Source organism: Acidovorax sp. FG60, assembly GCF_057808995.1.
Genome location: NZ_JBMDJC010000032.1, coordinates 13,202 through 29,140 on the forward strand (window position 1 = coordinate 13,202; position 15,939 = coordinate 29,140).

13 protein-coding genes are annotated in these 15,939 nt (G+C 67.2%); 9 read left to right on the top strand and 4 right to left on the bottom strand.

The window, feature by feature from the left end:
* Positions 1–112: 112 nt before the first annotated feature.
* The 6 genes from ACODS0_RS26535 to ACODS0_RS26560 are packed head-to-tail and all read left to right on the top strand — an operon-like array spanning position 113 to position 6,990.
* Positions 113–2,734: a 4Fe-4S binding protein gene (locus ACODS0_RS26535; RefSeq protein WP_488838186.1), complete on the top strand. Its 2,622-nt coding sequence runs from the start codon at positions 113–115 to the stop codon at positions 2,732–2,734.
* The gene (locus ACODS0_RS26540; RefSeq protein ID WP_488838188.1) at positions 2,734–4,020 is read left to right on the top strand and encodes a nitrous oxide reductase family maturation protein NosD; all 1,287 of its coding nucleotides are present in this window, start codon (positions 2,734–2,736) and stop codon (positions 4,018–4,020) included. The genes ACODS0_RS26535 and ACODS0_RS26540 overlap by 1 nt, the downstream gene beginning before the upstream one ends.
* Complete coding sequence (locus ACODS0_RS26545; RefSeq protein ID WP_488838190.1) at positions 3,995–4,939, top strand: ABC transporter ATP-binding protein; 945 nt, start codon at positions 3,995–3,997, stop codon at positions 4,937–4,939. The genes ACODS0_RS26540 and ACODS0_RS26545 overlap by 26 nt, the downstream gene beginning before the upstream one ends.
* A 2-nt stretch (positions 4,940–4,941) precedes the next feature.
* The gene (locus tag ACODS0_RS26550; protein ID WP_488838192.1) at positions 4,942–5,757 is read left to right on the top strand and encodes an ABC transporter permease; all 816 of its coding nucleotides are present in this window, start codon (positions 4,942–4,944) and stop codon (positions 5,755–5,757) included.
* Entirely contained in the window at positions 5,754–6,329 is a 576-nt protein-coding gene (locus tag ACODS0_RS26555; RefSeq protein WP_055393506.1) for a nitrous oxide reductase accessory protein NosL, read from the top strand. Before ACODS0_RS26550 ends, ACODS0_RS26555 begins: the two co-directional genes overlap by 4 nt.
* Before the next feature lie 7 nt (positions 6,330–6,336).
* On the top strand, positions 6,337–6,990 hold the full coding sequence (locus tag ACODS0_RS26560) for a nitrous oxide reductase accessory protein NosL (protein ID WP_488838194.1): 654 nt from the start codon (positions 6,337–6,339) through the stop codon (positions 6,988–6,990).
* A gap of 81 nt (positions 6,991–7,071) precedes the next feature.
* On the opposite strand, the gene ACODS0_RS26565 is transcribed toward ACODS0_RS26560, so the two are convergent.
* The 3 genes from ACODS0_RS26565 to ypfJ all read right to left on the bottom strand — a co-directional run bounded on the left by ACODS0_RS26565 (position 7,072) and on the right by ypfJ (position 11,901).
* Positions 7,072–8,562: a DEAD/DEAH box helicase gene (locus tag ACODS0_RS26565; RefSeq protein WP_121422589.1), complete on the bottom strand. Its 1,491-nt coding sequence runs from the start codon at positions 8,560–8,562 to the stop codon at positions 7,072–7,074.
* Positions 8,563–8,724: 162 nt separating this feature from the next.
* Positions 8,725–10,860 carry a SulP family inorganic anion transporter gene (locus ACODS0_RS26570; RefSeq protein WP_488838196.1) on the bottom strand — a complete coding sequence of 712 codons (2,136 nt, stop codon included), beginning with the start codon at positions 10,858–10,860 and terminating at the stop codon, positions 8,725–8,727.
* A 168-nt stretch (positions 10,861–11,028) separates the two neighbouring features.
* Positions 11,029–11,901: a KPN_02809 family neutral zinc metallopeptidase gene (gene ypfJ, locus ACODS0_RS26575; RefSeq protein WP_121422587.1), complete on the bottom strand. Its 873-nt coding sequence runs from the start codon at positions 11,899–11,901 to the stop codon at positions 11,029–11,031.
* A 144-nt stretch (positions 11,902–12,045) separates the two neighbouring features.
* Here ypfJ and pcp point away from each other — a divergent pair, with 144 nt between their 5' ends.
* The 3 genes from pcp to ACODS0_RS26590 all read left to right on the top strand — a co-directional run bounded on the left by pcp (position 12,046) and on the right by ACODS0_RS26590 (position 15,449).
* The gene (gene pcp, locus ACODS0_RS26580) at positions 12,046–12,723 is read left to right on the top strand and encodes a pyroglutamyl-peptidase I (RefSeq protein ID WP_488838198.1); all 678 of its coding nucleotides are present in this window, start codon (positions 12,046–12,048) and stop codon (positions 12,721–12,723) included.
* Positions 12,724–12,789: 66 nt separating this feature from the next.
* On the top strand, positions 12,790–13,755 hold the full coding sequence (locus tag ACODS0_RS26585) for a delta(1)-pyrroline-2-carboxylate reductase family protein (RefSeq protein WP_488838200.1): 966 nt from the start codon (positions 12,790–12,792) through the stop codon (positions 13,753–13,755).
* On the top strand, positions 13,752–15,449 hold the full coding sequence (locus ACODS0_RS26590; protein WP_488838202.1) for a sensor domain-containing diguanylate cyclase: 1,698 nt from the start codon (positions 13,752–13,754) through the stop codon (positions 15,447–15,449). Before ACODS0_RS26585 ends, ACODS0_RS26590 begins: the two co-directional genes overlap by 4 nt.
* Before the next feature lie 71 nt (positions 15,450–15,520).
* Here the strand turns inward: ACODS0_RS26590 and ACODS0_RS26595 are convergent, their stop codons facing one another.
* Entirely contained in the window at positions 15,521–15,889 is a 369-nt protein-coding gene (locus ACODS0_RS26595) for a hypothetical protein (protein WP_055401424.1), read from the bottom strand.
* Positions 15,890–15,939: the final 50 nt, after the last annotated feature.

Consider the following 15,939-nt stretch of genomic DNA (forward strand, 5'->3'; position numbering starts at 1 on the left):
CTGCATCCCTGGTCTGGGGCGCGCCAGTTGTGACGACTGCGCCCCAATTTGAACAAAATTGGCCGCTAGCGCTTGATAGATAAGCGCGAACAGCTATCAAAAAGATAGTCTCATGATTTCCCTCCGTCGGCAGTTCGCCACGCTTCTTCTGGTCTTGCTGGCAGCACTTTGGCTGGCGCCGCGCGCGCATGCTGCAGCAGGCGCCTACGAGGCCGAGCTGCCTGCGGAACTCTCTACCGCGCGCGACATGTGCGCACTGGTGCCTTGCGCCGAAGTGTTTCCCGGCGCCCGCCATTTCTCAGAACGCAAGGGTCAGCCGCCCTACGTAGAGGCTTACGACAACGACTCCGCGCAAAAGAAGCTGCTGGGCTATGTGATGCTCTCCACCGACATCACAGACACCCCCGCCTACTCCGGCAAGCCTGTGGTCACGCTGATCGGCATGGACACGCAAGGCCGCTTTGTGGGCGTGAAGGTGCTCAAGCATTCCGAGCCCATCCTGCTGCTGGGCATTCCCGAATCCGCACTGCTCAAGTTCAACGCCCAGTACCTTGGCAAGTCGGTGGCCGACAAGATCGAGGTGGGCCAGTCGCGCCCCGATGAAAACGTGCTGGGCCTGGACGCCATCTCGGGCGCCACGGTCACCGTCATCGCGCAGAACCAGGTCATGATGGCCTCGGGCTCGGCCGTGGCGCGGCAGGTGGGCATCCTCGCGCCCACGGTGCGCGAGCCCGCACGCTATGCCGAAACCGGCAAACGCCTGAGCTGGGCCGAACTGGTGCAGCAAGGCACCGTGCAGCGCCTGCGGGTGGCGCCCGAACAAGTGGGCCTGGACAAGGGCCCCGACCCGTTCATCGAGCTGTGGTTTGGCGACCTGAACCACCCCGACATTGGCAAGAGCCTGCTGGGCGAGAACGGCTGGAACAACCTGCGCCTGCAGCTCAAGGAGGGCGAACACGCCTTCTTCATCATCCGCACCGGTGGCAAGGAATCGTTCAAGGGGTCGGGCTTTGTGCGCGGCGGCATCTACGACCGTGTGCAAGTGCGCCAGGGGGCGGATTCATTCACCTTCCGCGACCTGGACGCGCTCAACCTGTATGGCATCGAGGCCGCAGGCGCGCCCAGCTACAACGAATCGGTCATCTTCATCATCCGCTCACCCGCGTTCTCGGCCGCCTACCCCTGGAAGCTGAGCTTTCTGGGCAACCGCGTGGACCGTGCCACGGGCACGCGCAGCTTCACCAGCTTTGACACGCCCTACTGGCTGCCCGCCGCCATGCTGCAAGGCGGGCGCCCCACCATCAACGAGCCCGACGCCCCCTGGGTGCGCGTGTGGAAGTCGCGTGCGGTAGAGATTGCGATGTTCGCCGCGCTGCTGATTGCCGTCACCGTGGTGTACGCCCTGCGCGAGAAGCTCACCCGCCTGTCCACCCACAAGAACAAGTGGCCGGTCAACGCCTTCAAGTACAGCTTCTGGGCCCTCAGCATCGGCTGGATCGGCTTTGGCGCCATGGCACAGCCTTCCATCACGCAGGTGCTGACCTGGTTCCACGCGCTGCTGTTCCAGTGGACTTGGTCGCTGTTCCTGTCCGACCCGTTCATCTTCCTGTTCTGGATCTTCATCATCGTCACCGTGTTCCTGTTCGGGCGCGGGTTGTTTTGCGGCTGGATGTGCCCGTTTGGCTCGCTGCAGGAGGGCATCTACAAGATCGCGCGTGCGGTGGGCTTCAAGCGCTTTCAGACGCAGCTGCCGCAGAAGTGGCACGACCGGCTCAAGTGGGTCAAGTACGCGGTGTTCTTCGGGCTGCTCGCGGTGTCGATGTTCTCCATGGGCCTGGCTGAGAAGCTGGCCGAGGTGGAGCCGTTCAAGACGACCTTCCTGGTCGGTGTGATGAACCGCGCCTGGCCCTATGGCCTGTTCGTGGCGGCCATCCTGGGCGTTTCGATCTTCATCGAGCGACCCTACTGCAAATACATCTGCCCGCTGGGTGCCTCGCTGGCCATGCCCAGCACGTTCCGCTGGTTTGGCCTCAAGCGCAAGCAGGACTGCAACAGCTGCAAGGCCTGCGCCGTGGGCTGCGGTGCACAGGCCATCGACGCCGACGGCCGCATCGACCACCGCGAATGCCTGCACTGCCTGGACTGCATGATTCTGTACACCGACACCAAGGGCTGCCCGCCCCTGGCCAAGGAACGCAAGCGCCGCGAGAAAGATGGTCTGGAAATCACGCCCGTCGGCAAGAACGGTTATTTCATCCCGATCCACCCTGCCACGGTGCAGGACCAGATCTCGGCCAAGGCCGCGAAGGGGCCGGACCCACGCTGGCCTACGGCGCCAGTGCTGCCGCAGACCAAGGCAGGCTCGCGCGGCCTGCGCTGGATGGCGAAGGAGCTGGTGGACCATCTGTGGCCCTGGAGCCGCGAAGGCTGGGCGTCGCGGCGCGCGCTGCAGATCGCGGGCTTCTCGCTCGCCCTGGCTGCCAGCGTGGCCTGGGTGATGACCGCCCTGGGCACGTTGTCGTCGGGCGCCATCATCGGCTGGTGGTTTGGCTGGAGCGTGTACGAGGTGCTGATCCGCCTGTCGGGCAAGCGCTATGTGAAGGACGGCCCGTGGTGGCGCGACCAGTACCACCGGGCGGGCGTGATGGACATGCTGAGCTACGTGGGCTTCAAGAACCTGCTGATCGGCGCAGCACTCTTCCTGGCAATCAAGGCCTTGGTGGGACTGGCGTGATGAAGTCCCCTCTTGCTGCCACCGCATTCACCGCACTCGTGGCGCTGGCTGCGTGCCTGCTGGCCCTGCCCGCCCACGCTGCCACCGTGCAGGTGCGCCCCGGGCAAGACCTGCAAGCTGCCATCACGGCCGCCAAACCGGGCGACACGGTGGAGGTGCAGCGGGGCTTTTACCGCGTGAACCTGCGCATCGACAAGCAGCTCACCCTGCGCGGCATCGACCGCCCCACGCTCAGCGGCGGCCAGACGGGCGACACCATCCGCGTCACCGCGCCCGACGTGGTGATCGAAGGCCTGATCGTGCGCGACTCGGGCACCAGCTTGAAGGACCAGAACGCAGGCATCTACGTGTACCCCGGCGCGCACCGCGCCGTGGTACGCCACAACGACCTCACCTACAACCTCTTTGGCCTGTGGATCGAGAAGGCCAACGATGTACAGGTGCTGCACAACACCATCACCGGCCTGCGCGATGTGAACTCGTCGCAGCGCGGCAATGGCGTGCAGCTGTACAACACCACGGGCGCACGCATCGAGCGCAATCACATCAGCTTTGTGCGCGACGCGCTGTATGTGGACGTGTCGCACCACGCGGTGTTTCGCGGCAACCGGCTGCACCACAGCCGCTACGGCACGCACTACATGAACTCCTACTACAACCTGTGGGAAGACAACGATACCTACCTCAACCGTGGCGGCCTGGCGCTGATGGAGGTGCGCGACCAGATGGTGCGCAACAACCGCGCCTGGGGCAACAGCGACCACGGCATCATGCTGCGCACCTTGCAGGACTCGGTGATCGAGAACAACGTGGTGGCTGAGAACTCCCGGGGCTTCTTCATCTACGACGTGGAGTACATCACCCTGCGCGGCAACCTGGTGACCCGCAACACAGTGGGCGTGCACCTGTCGGCCGGCTCCAAAAACAACAAGGTCGAAGGCAACGACTTCATCGGCAACCGCGAGCAGGTGCGCTATGTGGGCGCCCGCGACGAGCGCTGGGGCACCGAAGGCGGCAACCACTGGAGCAACTACCTGGGCTGGGACCGCGACGGCAACGGCGTGGGCGACGTGCCCTACGAGGCCAACGACATGGTGGACCGCCTGACCTGGCGCCACCCCGCCATCAAGCTGCTGCTGGCCAGCCCGGCCGTGCAGGCACTGCGCCTGGTGGGCCAGCAGTTTCCGGTGCTGCGCGTGCCCACCGTGGTGGACCCAAAGCCCCGCATGCAACCGAACCAACCCCAACGGAATTTTCAGCGTGACACGCAACCCTCCCCCCATTGACCTGAGCGAGTCCCCCGCCATCGAGGTGCGGGGCGCGCACAAGCACTACGGCGCACTGCACGCCGTGGACGGCATCGACCTGCGCATCGCGCGCGGCGAGATCTTCGGCCTCATCGGTCACAACGGCGCGGGCAAGAGCACGCTGTTCAAGATGATCCTGGGCCTCACGCCCGCCACCTCGGGCGAGATCCGGGTGGGCGGCGCCACGGTGCAGGGCCGCGACTTTCGCGCCGCCCGCCGCCACCTGGGCTACCTGCCCGAGAACGTGGTGCTCTACGACAACCTGAACGGGCTGGAAACGCTGCGGTTCTTCGCCCGCCTCAAGGGTGCGCCCCTCGCGCAATGCCCCGCGCTGCTGGAACGCGTGGGCCTGGCCCACGCGGGCAACCGCGCCGTGCGCGAATACTCCAAGGGCATGCGCCAGCGCCTGGGGTTTGCGCAAGCCCTGCTGGGCGAGCCCCAGGTGCTGCTGCTCGACGAGCCCACCAACGGCCTGGACCCACAGGCCATCCGCGACTTCTACGCCACACTGCGCGAGCTGCAGGCGGGTGGCGTGACCATCGTCATCACTTCGCACATCCTGGCCGAGCTGCAGGAGCGCGTGGACCGCCTTGCCATCCTGGCCTCCGGCAAGCTGCAGGCCCTGGGCAGCGTGCAGGCGCTGCGCGAGCAGGCGCACATGCCGCTGACCATCCACCTCACCCTGGCTGCGGCCGACCGGCCTGCCGCGCTGGGGCTGCTCTCTGCAGTGCCCGGCATCACCGCAGCGGAAACGCCGGAAGGCCTGCATGTGGACTGCCCGCGCGGCAGCAAGATGGCCGTGATCGGTGCGCTGGCACCGCTGGGCGCGGCGCTGCAGGACCTGCAGATCCAGGAACCCTCGCTTGAGGATGTGTACTTTGACCTGCGCAAGGGCTAGCCATGGAATTTCAACAAATTTTCACCATCGCGGGCAAAGAGTTCCGCGACCGCATGCGCAACCGCTGGGTGCTGGCCGTGGCGCTGGTGTTCACCGTGTTCTCGCTGGCCATCGCCTACTTTGGCGGCGCGCAGCAGGGCATGGTGGGTTTTCGTTCCATCGAGTTCACCATCGCCAGTCTGGTCAGTCTGGTGATCTACCTGATCCCGCTGATCGCGCTGCTGCTGGGCTTTGACGCCATCGTGGGCGAACGCGAGCGCGGCTCGCTCGACCTGTTGCTGTCGCTGCCCATCACGCGGCTGGAGCTGCTGCTGGGCAAGTACCTGGGGCTGGCGGCGGCGCTCACGCTATCGACGCTGGCGGGGTTCGGTCTGGTGGCCGTGCTGCTGGTGCGGCAGTTCAGCGGGGCTGCGCTGTTCCACTACGGCGGCTTCATGCTCAGCTCGGTGCTGCTGGGGCTGGCCTTTTTGAGCATGGCGGTGCTGCTGTCGGTGCTCACGCACGAGCGCACACGCGCCTCCGGCCTGGCGATTGCCGCCTGGTTCTTTTTTGTGCTGGTGTTTGACCTGCTGCTGCTGGGCGCCCTGGTGGCCACGGGCGGCAGCTATGGCGGCGAGGCCATGGCCTACCTGCTGCTCTTCAACCCGGCCGACGTTTTCCGCATCCTCAACGTGTTCTCGCTCGATGACGTGCGCACCCTGTACGGCCTGACCAGCATCGTGCCCCCTGCCCTGGCCAAGCCATGGCTGATGGGCGCGGTGATGGCGGGCTGGATCGTGGTGCCGCTCGGTCTTGCAAGCTGGAGATTCAAACCATGAACCATTCTTACCAACCCCGGTGCGGCTGCACCACGCGTCGGCAATTGCTGGGCTGGGCCGCACTCGCTTCGCTCGGCACACTCACGGGCCTGACTGGCCTCACGGGCTGCAGCCAGGCGGACAACAGCGCGCAATCTCTCCAGCCCCAGGAGATCGACCGCACCACCAGCTGCGAACTCGACGGCATGCTGCTGGCCGACTACCCCGGCCCCAAGGCGCAGGTGCGCTTTGCGGGGCAGGACAAGCCCTCGTTCTTCTGCGACACGGTGGAGCTGTTCAGCACCCTGCTGGCCGGCGAACAGGTGCGTGCCGTGCAGGCCGTGTATGTGCAGGACATGGGCCAGGCCGACTGGAATGCACCGCAGGGCCACTGGATCGACGGCAAAAGTGCGATCTATGTGGTGGGCGGCAAGCGCCACGGCTCCATGGGTCCCACCATCGGTAGCTTTGCGCAAGAGGCCGACGCGAAGAAGTTTGCTGCTGAATATGGCGGCAAAGTGTTGCGCTTTGCCGAGATCACGCCCGCCATGGTGGACCTGAGCGGCGGGGCACTGCACGACACGCGGATGTGAGCCGCCCATGCTTGCGCTGATGCCCCGCCCACACGCAGCCACCCGGCGCACAGCCCTTGCAGTCCTGCTGCTGGGCTCGGCAGGCCTGGTGGCATGGCAATGGCCCCAGCGCACTCCGCCCCGCCCATCCGGCAACGCCGCCCTGGAGGGCATCGGCGACGATGTGTGCGTGGTGGCGCCGCCCACGCCCTACGACCCTGCGCTGGGCCAGCCCCTGACCGCCGCCCGCGAGGTGCCCGCCGACGCACGCTGCCCGGTGTGTGGCATGTACCCGGCCCGCGCACGGGTGTGGGCGGCGCAGGTCATTTTTGCGGACGGGGATGCGTATTTTTTTGACTCACCGCTCAGCCTCATGCTGTACCTGGGCAACGTGGCCCACTACACGCGGGGCCGCACGGCCGACGCCATCGTGGCCCGGTATGTGACCGATACCGATTCGGGTGGTTGGCTGAACGCGCAGGAGGCGGTGTATGTGACAGGTTCTTCGGCCATGGGGCCGATGCGGGCGGGCAATCTGCCCGCGTTTGCCGATGCGGAGGCTGCACAGGCGTTTGTGCAGCAGCGTGGGGGGCGGGCGGTCCCCTTCGGCGCCATCGATGTGGCCTTGCTGCGCAGGCTTGCCCCAAACCTCCGGGCCGACCACCGTTTGCATTCAGACTGACGGGGCCTCGGTTGCTATTGAAAATATAGCTTCTTGCGCTTATCCATCAAGCGCTACAGGCCTAAAAAGGCCTGTATTTCATCACTGCACCGAAGTCTCTGGCTGGGCAGCCTTGAACAGCGCTGCCACCTTGCGCTTGGGCTTGATGTTGGCCGACACGCTGCTGCGCGGGGCCGACTTGGCAGCTTCCCAGGCGGGGGTTGCGTCGGCAGCTGCGCTGGCCTCATACGGCTTCTCAAAGAAGGGGTCGCGCGATGCCACGGCCGGGCGAAAGCCCCGGTGTTGTTCGCGCCCCTCGCGCCCGACGCGCTGGTCACGCTCGCGCCGTGGCGCGGCGGGGGCGGCCGGCAGCGCATCGCGCCCGTCGCCCGTCTCACCGGCTTCGCGCCAGGCACGGCGGCCGTCGTTGATGCGGCCACGGGGCTGGTCTTCTTCGTATTCGATGGCTTCGAGATCGATCTTCTTCTTGATCAGCTTCTCGATGTCGGCCACCAGGCGGGCATCGCTGCCCGACACCAGCGTCACCGCCAGGCCCGAGGCGCCCGCACGGCCCGTGCGGCCGATGCGGTGCACATAGTCTTCGGCGTTGAATGGCACGTCGAAGTTGAACACCGCAGGCACGTCCTTGATGTCCAGGCCGCGCGCGGCCACATCGGTACACACCAGCAGATCGACCTCGCCGCTCTTGAAGGCTTCGAGCGCCTTCAGGCGCTCGTCCTGGCTCTTGTCGCCATGCAGCGCGGTGGTCTTGAGGCCTTCGCGCTCCAGGCTGCGCGCCAGACGGGCACAACCGAGCTTGCTGTTCACGAAGATGAAAGCCTGCTTGATGCCGCGCGTCTTGAGCACCTGGTGGATGGCTCGGCGCTTGTCGTCATCATTGGCGCTGTAAAAGCGCTGCTCCACCGTGGAGGCCGTTTCGTTCGGGCGGGCCACCTCGATGGTGATGGGGTTTTGCAGGTAACTGCTGGCCAGGCGCTTGATCTCAGGCGAGAACGTGGCACTGAACAGGAGCGTGGTGCGCTGCTTGGGCAGGTAGCTCAGGATGCGCTGCAGGTCGGGCAGGAAACCGATGTCCAGCATGCGGTCGGCCTCGTCGAGCACGACGTACTCGACCTGGTTGAGCACCGCATTCTTGGCTTCGATGTGGTCCAGCAGGCGGCCTGGTGTGGCCACCAGCACTTCGACGCCTTTTTTCAGCTCGATGGTCTGGGGCTTCATGTCCATGCCGCCAAACACCACGGTGCTGCGCAGCTTGGTGTACTTGGCGTACAGCGCGATCTGCTGGGCCACCTGGTCGGCCAGCTCGCGCGTGGGCAACAGCACCAGGGCACGCACGGGGTGGCGGGCGGGGGATGTGGAGCTGCTTTCGTGCTTGAGCAGGCGCTGCAGCAGGGGCAGCGAGAAAGCCGCCGTCTTGCCGGTGCCGGTCTGGGCTGCGCCCATCACGTCTTGCCCTGTGAGCACCACCGGAATGGCCTGCTCCTGGATGGGCGTCATGGACTCGTAGCCCATTTCGGCTACGGCGCGCGCGAGCGGTTCAGCCAGCGATAGATTGGAAAAGGAACTTGTCATTTAGCCCTCTATTGTCGCACCGGTGGCCCAAAAAGCGATTTTTCACCATGGGGGCGTGGTGCAGAGCGCATTTATTCATTGAGCAAGTCACAGCAATAAGCTACATTTTTAATAGCTATCAGCGCTTATCCATCAAGCGCTAGTGGCACTTTTTATTCAAAATTACTCCAACACCGCCCGCAATTGGCGTGTGGTCACCGCCAGACGCCTCGCCCCGATTTGGGCGAGGTTATTCATCACGGTGAGCGCTGCCTCGGGGTATTGCCGGGCCCAGGCATCAAAGTGCGCCCGCGACAGGCGCACCAGGTGCGCAGGCCCCCGCTCAGACCCCGCACAAGCGCTGCGCGCAGCGCCGTTGAGGAACGCCATCTCGCCAAACGCCATGCCCGGCCCGACCGTGGCCAAGCGCAGCCCCTTGTCGGGCGGCCACTGGGTCACCAGCGTGATGTGGCCCGACTTCACCACCAGCAGGTCGTGGTCGGTGTCTCCCGCGCTGAACACCACCCCGTGGGGCGGCACGGCCAGAGGCTCCAGCAAGGCCATCAGGGCATTGGCCGCCGCCCGGGGCACGCCCTCGCCGATCTCGCCCAGCAGATCCCTTTCGGGACGCGCGGGGCGTTGCTCAATGGGGCGTTGCGAGAGGATGCCGGCCTCGGCCCATTCCAAGGCGCGGTCCAGGTCGGCAAAGGCGCGTACCTGGTCGCCTGCATGTTCAGCGGCCACAGGATCGAGCGCGGCCACGGCAGCGGCAATGCCCTGCTGGCCCAGGTCGCGCACCAGCGCGCGCAGTTGCGCCAATGCGGTGCTGTCCCAGGCGGGCACGCGGCCCGCATCCAGAATCACCCAGCGGTGGCGCGGCTGCAGCAGCAAACGCACCTGCTCGGCCAAGTGGGCCGCCACGCCGAACGACATCACGCCCTGCAGTTCAAACACAGCCACCTGGTTCATGCGCGGCGAGAGCCAGGTGTCCGACCCCGCGCGCCGTAGCCGGCGCGAGCGCAGTTCGCCATCGAGCCGCACATGGCGCAGCACCTTGGCGGCGGAGTCGTGCAGCAACACAAAGGTGGCCACCACCAGGCCCGCCACCAGAGCCCCCACGCCGCCCATCACGGCAAACACCAGCGCCACCAGCCAGCTTTGCGCCCAGGTCACCCGCGAGCGCTGCGCGTAGCGCAGCGACCACATGAGACCCGGCACCTGCATGAGCCCGGCCAGCACCAGCCCACCCGCCAGGCAGGCCATCGGCACCCAGTGCAGCCACCAGGCGCCCGTCACTGCCACGCCCAGCATGATGCCGGCATGCCAGCGCGGAGCGTCGCGGGAGGGGCCCGCCTGCGCCAGCACAATGCGCGAGCGCGATGCGCTGGTGGATGCAGGAATCATCCCGGCCAGCCCGCACAACACGCCCAACAGGCTCTCGCGGCGCAGGGTCAGATTGGCGTTGTCACGCAGACCGTGGTCCAGCTCCAGCTCCTGGTTGAATACCAGTATCTCCAGGCTGTTGACCAGCGCCATCAACAGCGCCAGCACCACCAGGTCCGACCCGTGCTGTTGCGCCAGCACCATCCAGGGGACACCCGTCCAGTCGGGCCACAGCGGGCCGGCAAACTGGCTGGGCTGCACGGCGGGTGCAAACACATCCCCCAGACCACCACCCCACACCCCCGCCACCGCCACGGCCAGCGCCACCAGGACCACAGCCGACAGCAGCCCCGGCATGCGGGGCCAGCGCCAGCGCAACGCCCAGGCCAGCCCCACCACGGCGAGCGCCGCCAGCAGGTGCCAGCCGGTGCGGACGTTCCACAGGGCGTCGCCCCCCGCGCCAAAGCCGTTGCGCACCTGGCCCACCACCATCGACAGCCCCACCCCGGCCGCAAAACCATGCGTCACCGAAACGGGCAGGAACCGCGCCACCGAGGCCAGCCGCAGCACCCCCAGCAGCCACTGAAAAACAAACGCCAGCGCCACCGTGGCCCCGCTCACGGCCAGCACCTGGCGCGCACTCAGGCCCAGCGCAGGGGCCGCACCATGGGCGGTGGCCAGCACGGCCGCAAACAGCAGCGCCACCACCGTGGTGGGCGCGTAGACCACCCCGGCACGTGGCACCACCAGCGTGAGCAGCAGGCCCGGCAGGGCCGCCGACCACAGCGCCAGCGCTGCGAGGGAATGGTCGGCCGCCAGGGGTGCAAAAGCCAGCAGGCCCAGGCCGACGGCATGCGGCACCGTGACAGCCGCCGCCGACCACGCGGCGGCGATGCCCGGCGACCGGAGAGGCTGCAGGGACTCAGCAGGGGACATCTCAGTTCTCCATAGCGCCGTAGGTCACCCACACCCCACAAAACCGGCGCGGCCCATGCCCGTGCAGCCGCACAAGGGCCGCCCCGCCGCGCTGGCTGCGTCCCCCTGCCCGCAACGCGCAGTGTTGCGAGAGCGGGGGGAAGCCGCGAAGCGGCTCAGGAGGGTGTTTCAAAGACTCCGCGCCGCGAAGGTATCGCAGGCTTTGACGCTGCCATTCTGCAGCCCGTTGTGAAACCAGCGCTGCCGCTGAGCACTGGTGCCGTGGGTGAAGCTTTCGGGCACCACCGCTCCGCCGCTCGAGCGCTGCAGGGCGTCGTCACCAATCTTGGCCGCTGCGTTCATGGCCTCTTCCACATCGCCCTGCTCCAGAATCTGGCGCGCGTTCTGCGCATGGTGTGCCCACACCCCGGCAAAACAGTCGGCCTGCAGCTCCAGCCGCACCGAGAGCGCGTTGTACTCCGCCTTGCTCACGCGGCCACGCATCTGGTCCACCTTGCCGCTGATGCCCAGCTGGTTCTGCACATGGTGGCCCACCTCGTGGGCAATCACATAGGCCTGGGCAAAATCGCCGGGCGCGCCCAGGCGGTTCTTGAGGGTTTCATAAAAGCCCAGGTCGATGTAGACCTTCTGGTCCGCCGGGCAGTAGAACGGGCCCATCGCCGCCTGCCCGGTGCCGCAAGCCGTGGCCGTAGCGCCCCGAAACAGCACCAGACGCGGCTCCTGGTAGGTGCCGCCACCCTGGCGGAACACGGCCTGCCACACGTCTTCGGTATCGGCCAGAACGGTCGATACAAAACGGGCCATGGTGTCGTCGGCCGGGGGGCGCTGGGCAGGCCCCTGCGACTGCACCTGCGCGGGCGGCCCACCGCCACTGAGCAGCCCCAGGATCGTCAGCGGATTGATGCCCAGCACCCACCCGCCCACCAGTGCGATGACGATGGTGCCGATGCCAATGCTGCGCCCTCCGAAAATCGGCGAGCCGCCGCCCCCACCGCGCCGGTCTTCCACATTGTCCGACTCGCGATTGCCTTCCCATTTCATGCCGTATCTCCAGCGCCCTCACCGTGCGGAGGGCATGGCGCATATTACGCGCGGTGCAGGAACCGGAGGGGCCGATTACGATGGCCTGCCTGTCGGCGCCCGCTGACACGATTCCCCCCTTCCACGCCCCACCCGAACCGCCCCATGCTCCACGACGCCTCGCACTACGCCCCCATCGGCGACAAGGTGATTCTGATCACAGGCTTTGACCCCTTTGGCGGCGACAGCCTGAACCCCAGCTGGCTGGTGGCCCAGGCGCTGGACGGGCAGCGCATCGCGGGCCACCGCGTGGTGGCGGCGCAACTGCCCACCGTGTTTGGCGAATCGCTGCAACAGCTGCGGGCGCTGGCCACGGCCCACCGGCCCGCGCTGACCGTCTGCCTGGGCCAGGCAGGGGGGCGCAGCGCGCTGTCGCTGGAGCGGGTGGGGATCAATATCAACGACGCCCGCATTCCCGACAACGTGGGCGCCCAGCCCATCGACACGCCGGTGGTGCCCGGCGGGCCTGCCGCCTACTTTGCGAGCCTGCCACTCAAGGCCATGCTGCGCTCCGTACAGCAGGCTGGCGTGCCCTGCGAGGTTTCACAAACAGCGGGCACCTTTGTCTGCAACCATGTGCTGTACGGACTGATGCACATGCTGCAGGCACAAGGCGTTGGCCCTGCGGGCGCCCGGGGCGGATTTGTGCACGTGCCCTGGCTGCCCGGGCAAGGCACACCCTCCCTGGCACTGCGGGACATGGTGCGCGGCATCCACGCAGCCCTGTGGGCCGCTGTGCTTCACCAGAGCGACATAGCGCTCGGGGCGGGTGCCACGCACTGAAATCATGGCCTTGGACTGGGGACTTGCCCGCTCCCCGGCTCCGCCCTCGCTGTGTAAAGTCGGCGCATGTCCTTCACCTCCCTCTCCCCGGCCCCCGGCACGCTGGACGCAGCAGCCACAGCGGCGTGTCTGCCATGGGACGCGCTGGCCACCGAGATTGCGGCCCTCTTGCGGGACAGCACCGTCTCGGTGCCTGCCCGCACGGTGCTGCCACTGCCCCAGGGCGGCAGCCTGTTTGTCATGCCTGCCACCGACAGCCGCGTGGCGATGGCCAAGCTCATCACGCTGACCCCTGCCAACACGGGCACCGGCCGCCCCGCGATCCAGGGCGACGTCGTGGTGTTTGACGTGACCACGGGCGAACGCCGCCTGGTGCTGGACGGCCCCACCATCACTGCACGGCGCACAGCGGCGGTGTCGCTGCTGGCGGCACAGCATCTGGCGCCGCAGGCCCAGGGGCCGCTGCTCATCGTCGGCGCGGGCGTGCAGGGCCTGGCCCACCTGGAAGCCTTTGTGCAGGGCCTGGGGGTGCGTGATGTGTGGGTGGCCTCGCGCAGTGCCGCCAGCGCCAAGGCCCTGGTCCTGCGGGCCCAGGCGCTGAGCGCCCAGGCACGCACGGTGGCCGATGCAGACGCTGCGGTGCCCCATTGCCCGCTGATTGCCGTGTGCACCCCGGCGCACAGCGTGGTGCTGAGCGCGCCACCACGGCCCGACGCCTTTGTGGCAGCGGTGGGTGCCTTCACCCCGGCCATGGCAGAACTGGCCCCCGCCTTCTGCCGCCATGTGGCAGCACACGGGCATATCGTGGTGGACAGTGAAGACGCACGCCACGAGGCGGGCGATCTGCTGCAGGCGGGCCTCGACGTGGGCATGCTGCCCACACTGCGGGAAGCTCTGCAACGCCAGCGCGCTCCGTCCACAGGGCCGGTGCTGTTCAAGAGCTGCGGCTGGGCGGGCTGGGACCTGGCTGCGGCCCGCCTGGCGATGCGCCTGGGCACAGAGGGTGCCCCACCCTCGCAGGCCACGCCATGAGCCTGCTCCGGTTCTCGGACCACAGCCTGCGCTCGCAGATCGCGCTGGTGTTCGGTACGTTAGTGGTGGGCCTGGCGGTGTTGTTGTCACTGGGATTTGGCGAACTGCTCAAGCTGCGCATCGAGCGCGATGCCGGGACTGCCCTTCAGGTCATTGCCGAAAATGCAGGCAAGCTGCTGGCCAACGGCCTGCAGGAGCGCAGCCGCGAGGCCGAGGTCCTGGCGGCCGCCGAGGCCGTCTGGACCAAAGGGCTCGACAGTGCCGAAGCCCACCACATGCTGGCACGCAGTCAGGCCACCCACCCCCACAGCGCCTGGATCGGTGTGGCCGATGCCCAGGGCGTGGTGCGCGCCGCCACGGGCGGGCTGCTGGTGGGCCAGAGCGTGGCAGAGCGCCCGTGGTTCAAGGAAGGCCTGCAAACACTGCACGTGGGAGATGTCCACCCGGCCAAGCTGCTGGAGCAGCTGCTGGCCCCGCCGCCTTCGGGCGAGCCCTACCGGTTTGTGGATTTTGCGGCGCCCATTCGCCTGGGCCCGACCACCATCGGCGTGGTGGGTATCCACGGCAGCTGGGAATGGACCCATGAGGTCATGGAAAGCCTGACCCCGGCACGTACGGACGACAAGGCGGTAGAACTGTTCGTCTTCGACCGCAAAGGCGAGCTTATCTACGCCCCTGGGGGCCAGACCCGGGCCCTGCAAGTAGCCGGGCAGCGCCTGCCCGTCGAGGCCAACAACCCGGTGGCGTCTGACCGCGCCGCAGGCCGGGCCGTCGTGGCGAGGTGGCTGGATGGCCGCAGCTACCTCACGGCCACCGCACCGATGCAGGCACGCAACAGCACCAGCGACCTCGGCTGGCGCATTGTCGCCCGCGAACCCGTGGAACTGGCCTTCGCCGAGGCCCACCGCACCGTGCAACTGGCACTGGCCATCGGGCTCGGCGCCGCGCTTTTGGCCTCGGTGCTGGCGTGGCTGGCGGCACGCCGCCTGAGCGATGACCTGTACGCGCTGGCCGATGCCGCCAGCGCCGTGGAGGCCGACAAGCCCGGCACCCGCATTCCCCAGGCCCACAGCAGCCGGGAAGTGAGCAAGCTTTCAGGCGCACTGGGCCGCATGACGCACCGGCTTCTGACAGCCCACGAAGCCATGGAGGAAAAAGTGCGCCTGCGCACGCTGGAGCTGGAGGCTGCCAACCGCGCCCTGGACCTGCAGGCCCGCACCGATGCTCTGACGGGCCTGCTCAACCGCCGGGGTTTTGAAACCCAGATGGCGTTTGCCCTGGCGCTGGCGCGGCGCAGCGGCCGGCCGTTGAGCCTGATCACAGTCGATGTGGACCATTTCAAGCGCGTGAACGACACCTATGGACACGAAACCGGCGACGAAGTCCTGCGCCGGCTGGCCCGCACGCTGGAAATGCGCCTGCGCAACTCGGATGTGATCGCAAGGCTGGGGGGTGAAGAGTTTGTGGTGCTGCTGCCCGACACCGACCTTCTGGGGGCCCAAGCCATCGCCCAGGCCCTGGTCGAAGCCATGGCCGAACAACACGACCCGGTCGTGGGCCGCATCACCGTGAGCGCGGGTGTGGCCAGCATGCGCGGCCTGCAGGACAACGGCCTCGATATCCTGCGCCGGGGCGATGCGGCGCTTTATGAAGCCAAGGGGCAGGGGCGCAACAGGGTCTGCGTGGAGGCATGACCACAGTCCATGAACAGCGGTCAGCGCACAGCAAGGCCAGCGGCATGCAAGAAACCCGCCAGTAACCTGTTCTAAACCTCGCTGATCTCGGCCACCACGGCGCAGCCCTGGGGCGCGGCAACATCAAAATAGGCTTGCAGCCGCAAGGCCAGCGCATTCAGGCTGTGGTCCTGAATGGCCCGCGCCACGGCCAGCTGTTCGAGCGCGTAGGGCCGGTGCCCCAGCATCATGGCGGTATTCACACAGTGGCCCGTGGCGGCCATCTTCAGAACGAAAGCGTTGAGAAGCTCGCAGGGCCAATAGTGGGCGTGGGACACGGCTGCCGGGCGCAATGCGCCGTGGTCCGAGGCCAAGTCGCCTGTGGCACCTGCAGGGTCATGTAGAGAAAGCGCAGCACCCCGGGCCTTGGCGGGTGTGGTCATCGCAGCAAAGGTCAGCATGGTGGACTCCGTGACCACCGGAGGGCCCGGCGGCATGACACCATGCTAAG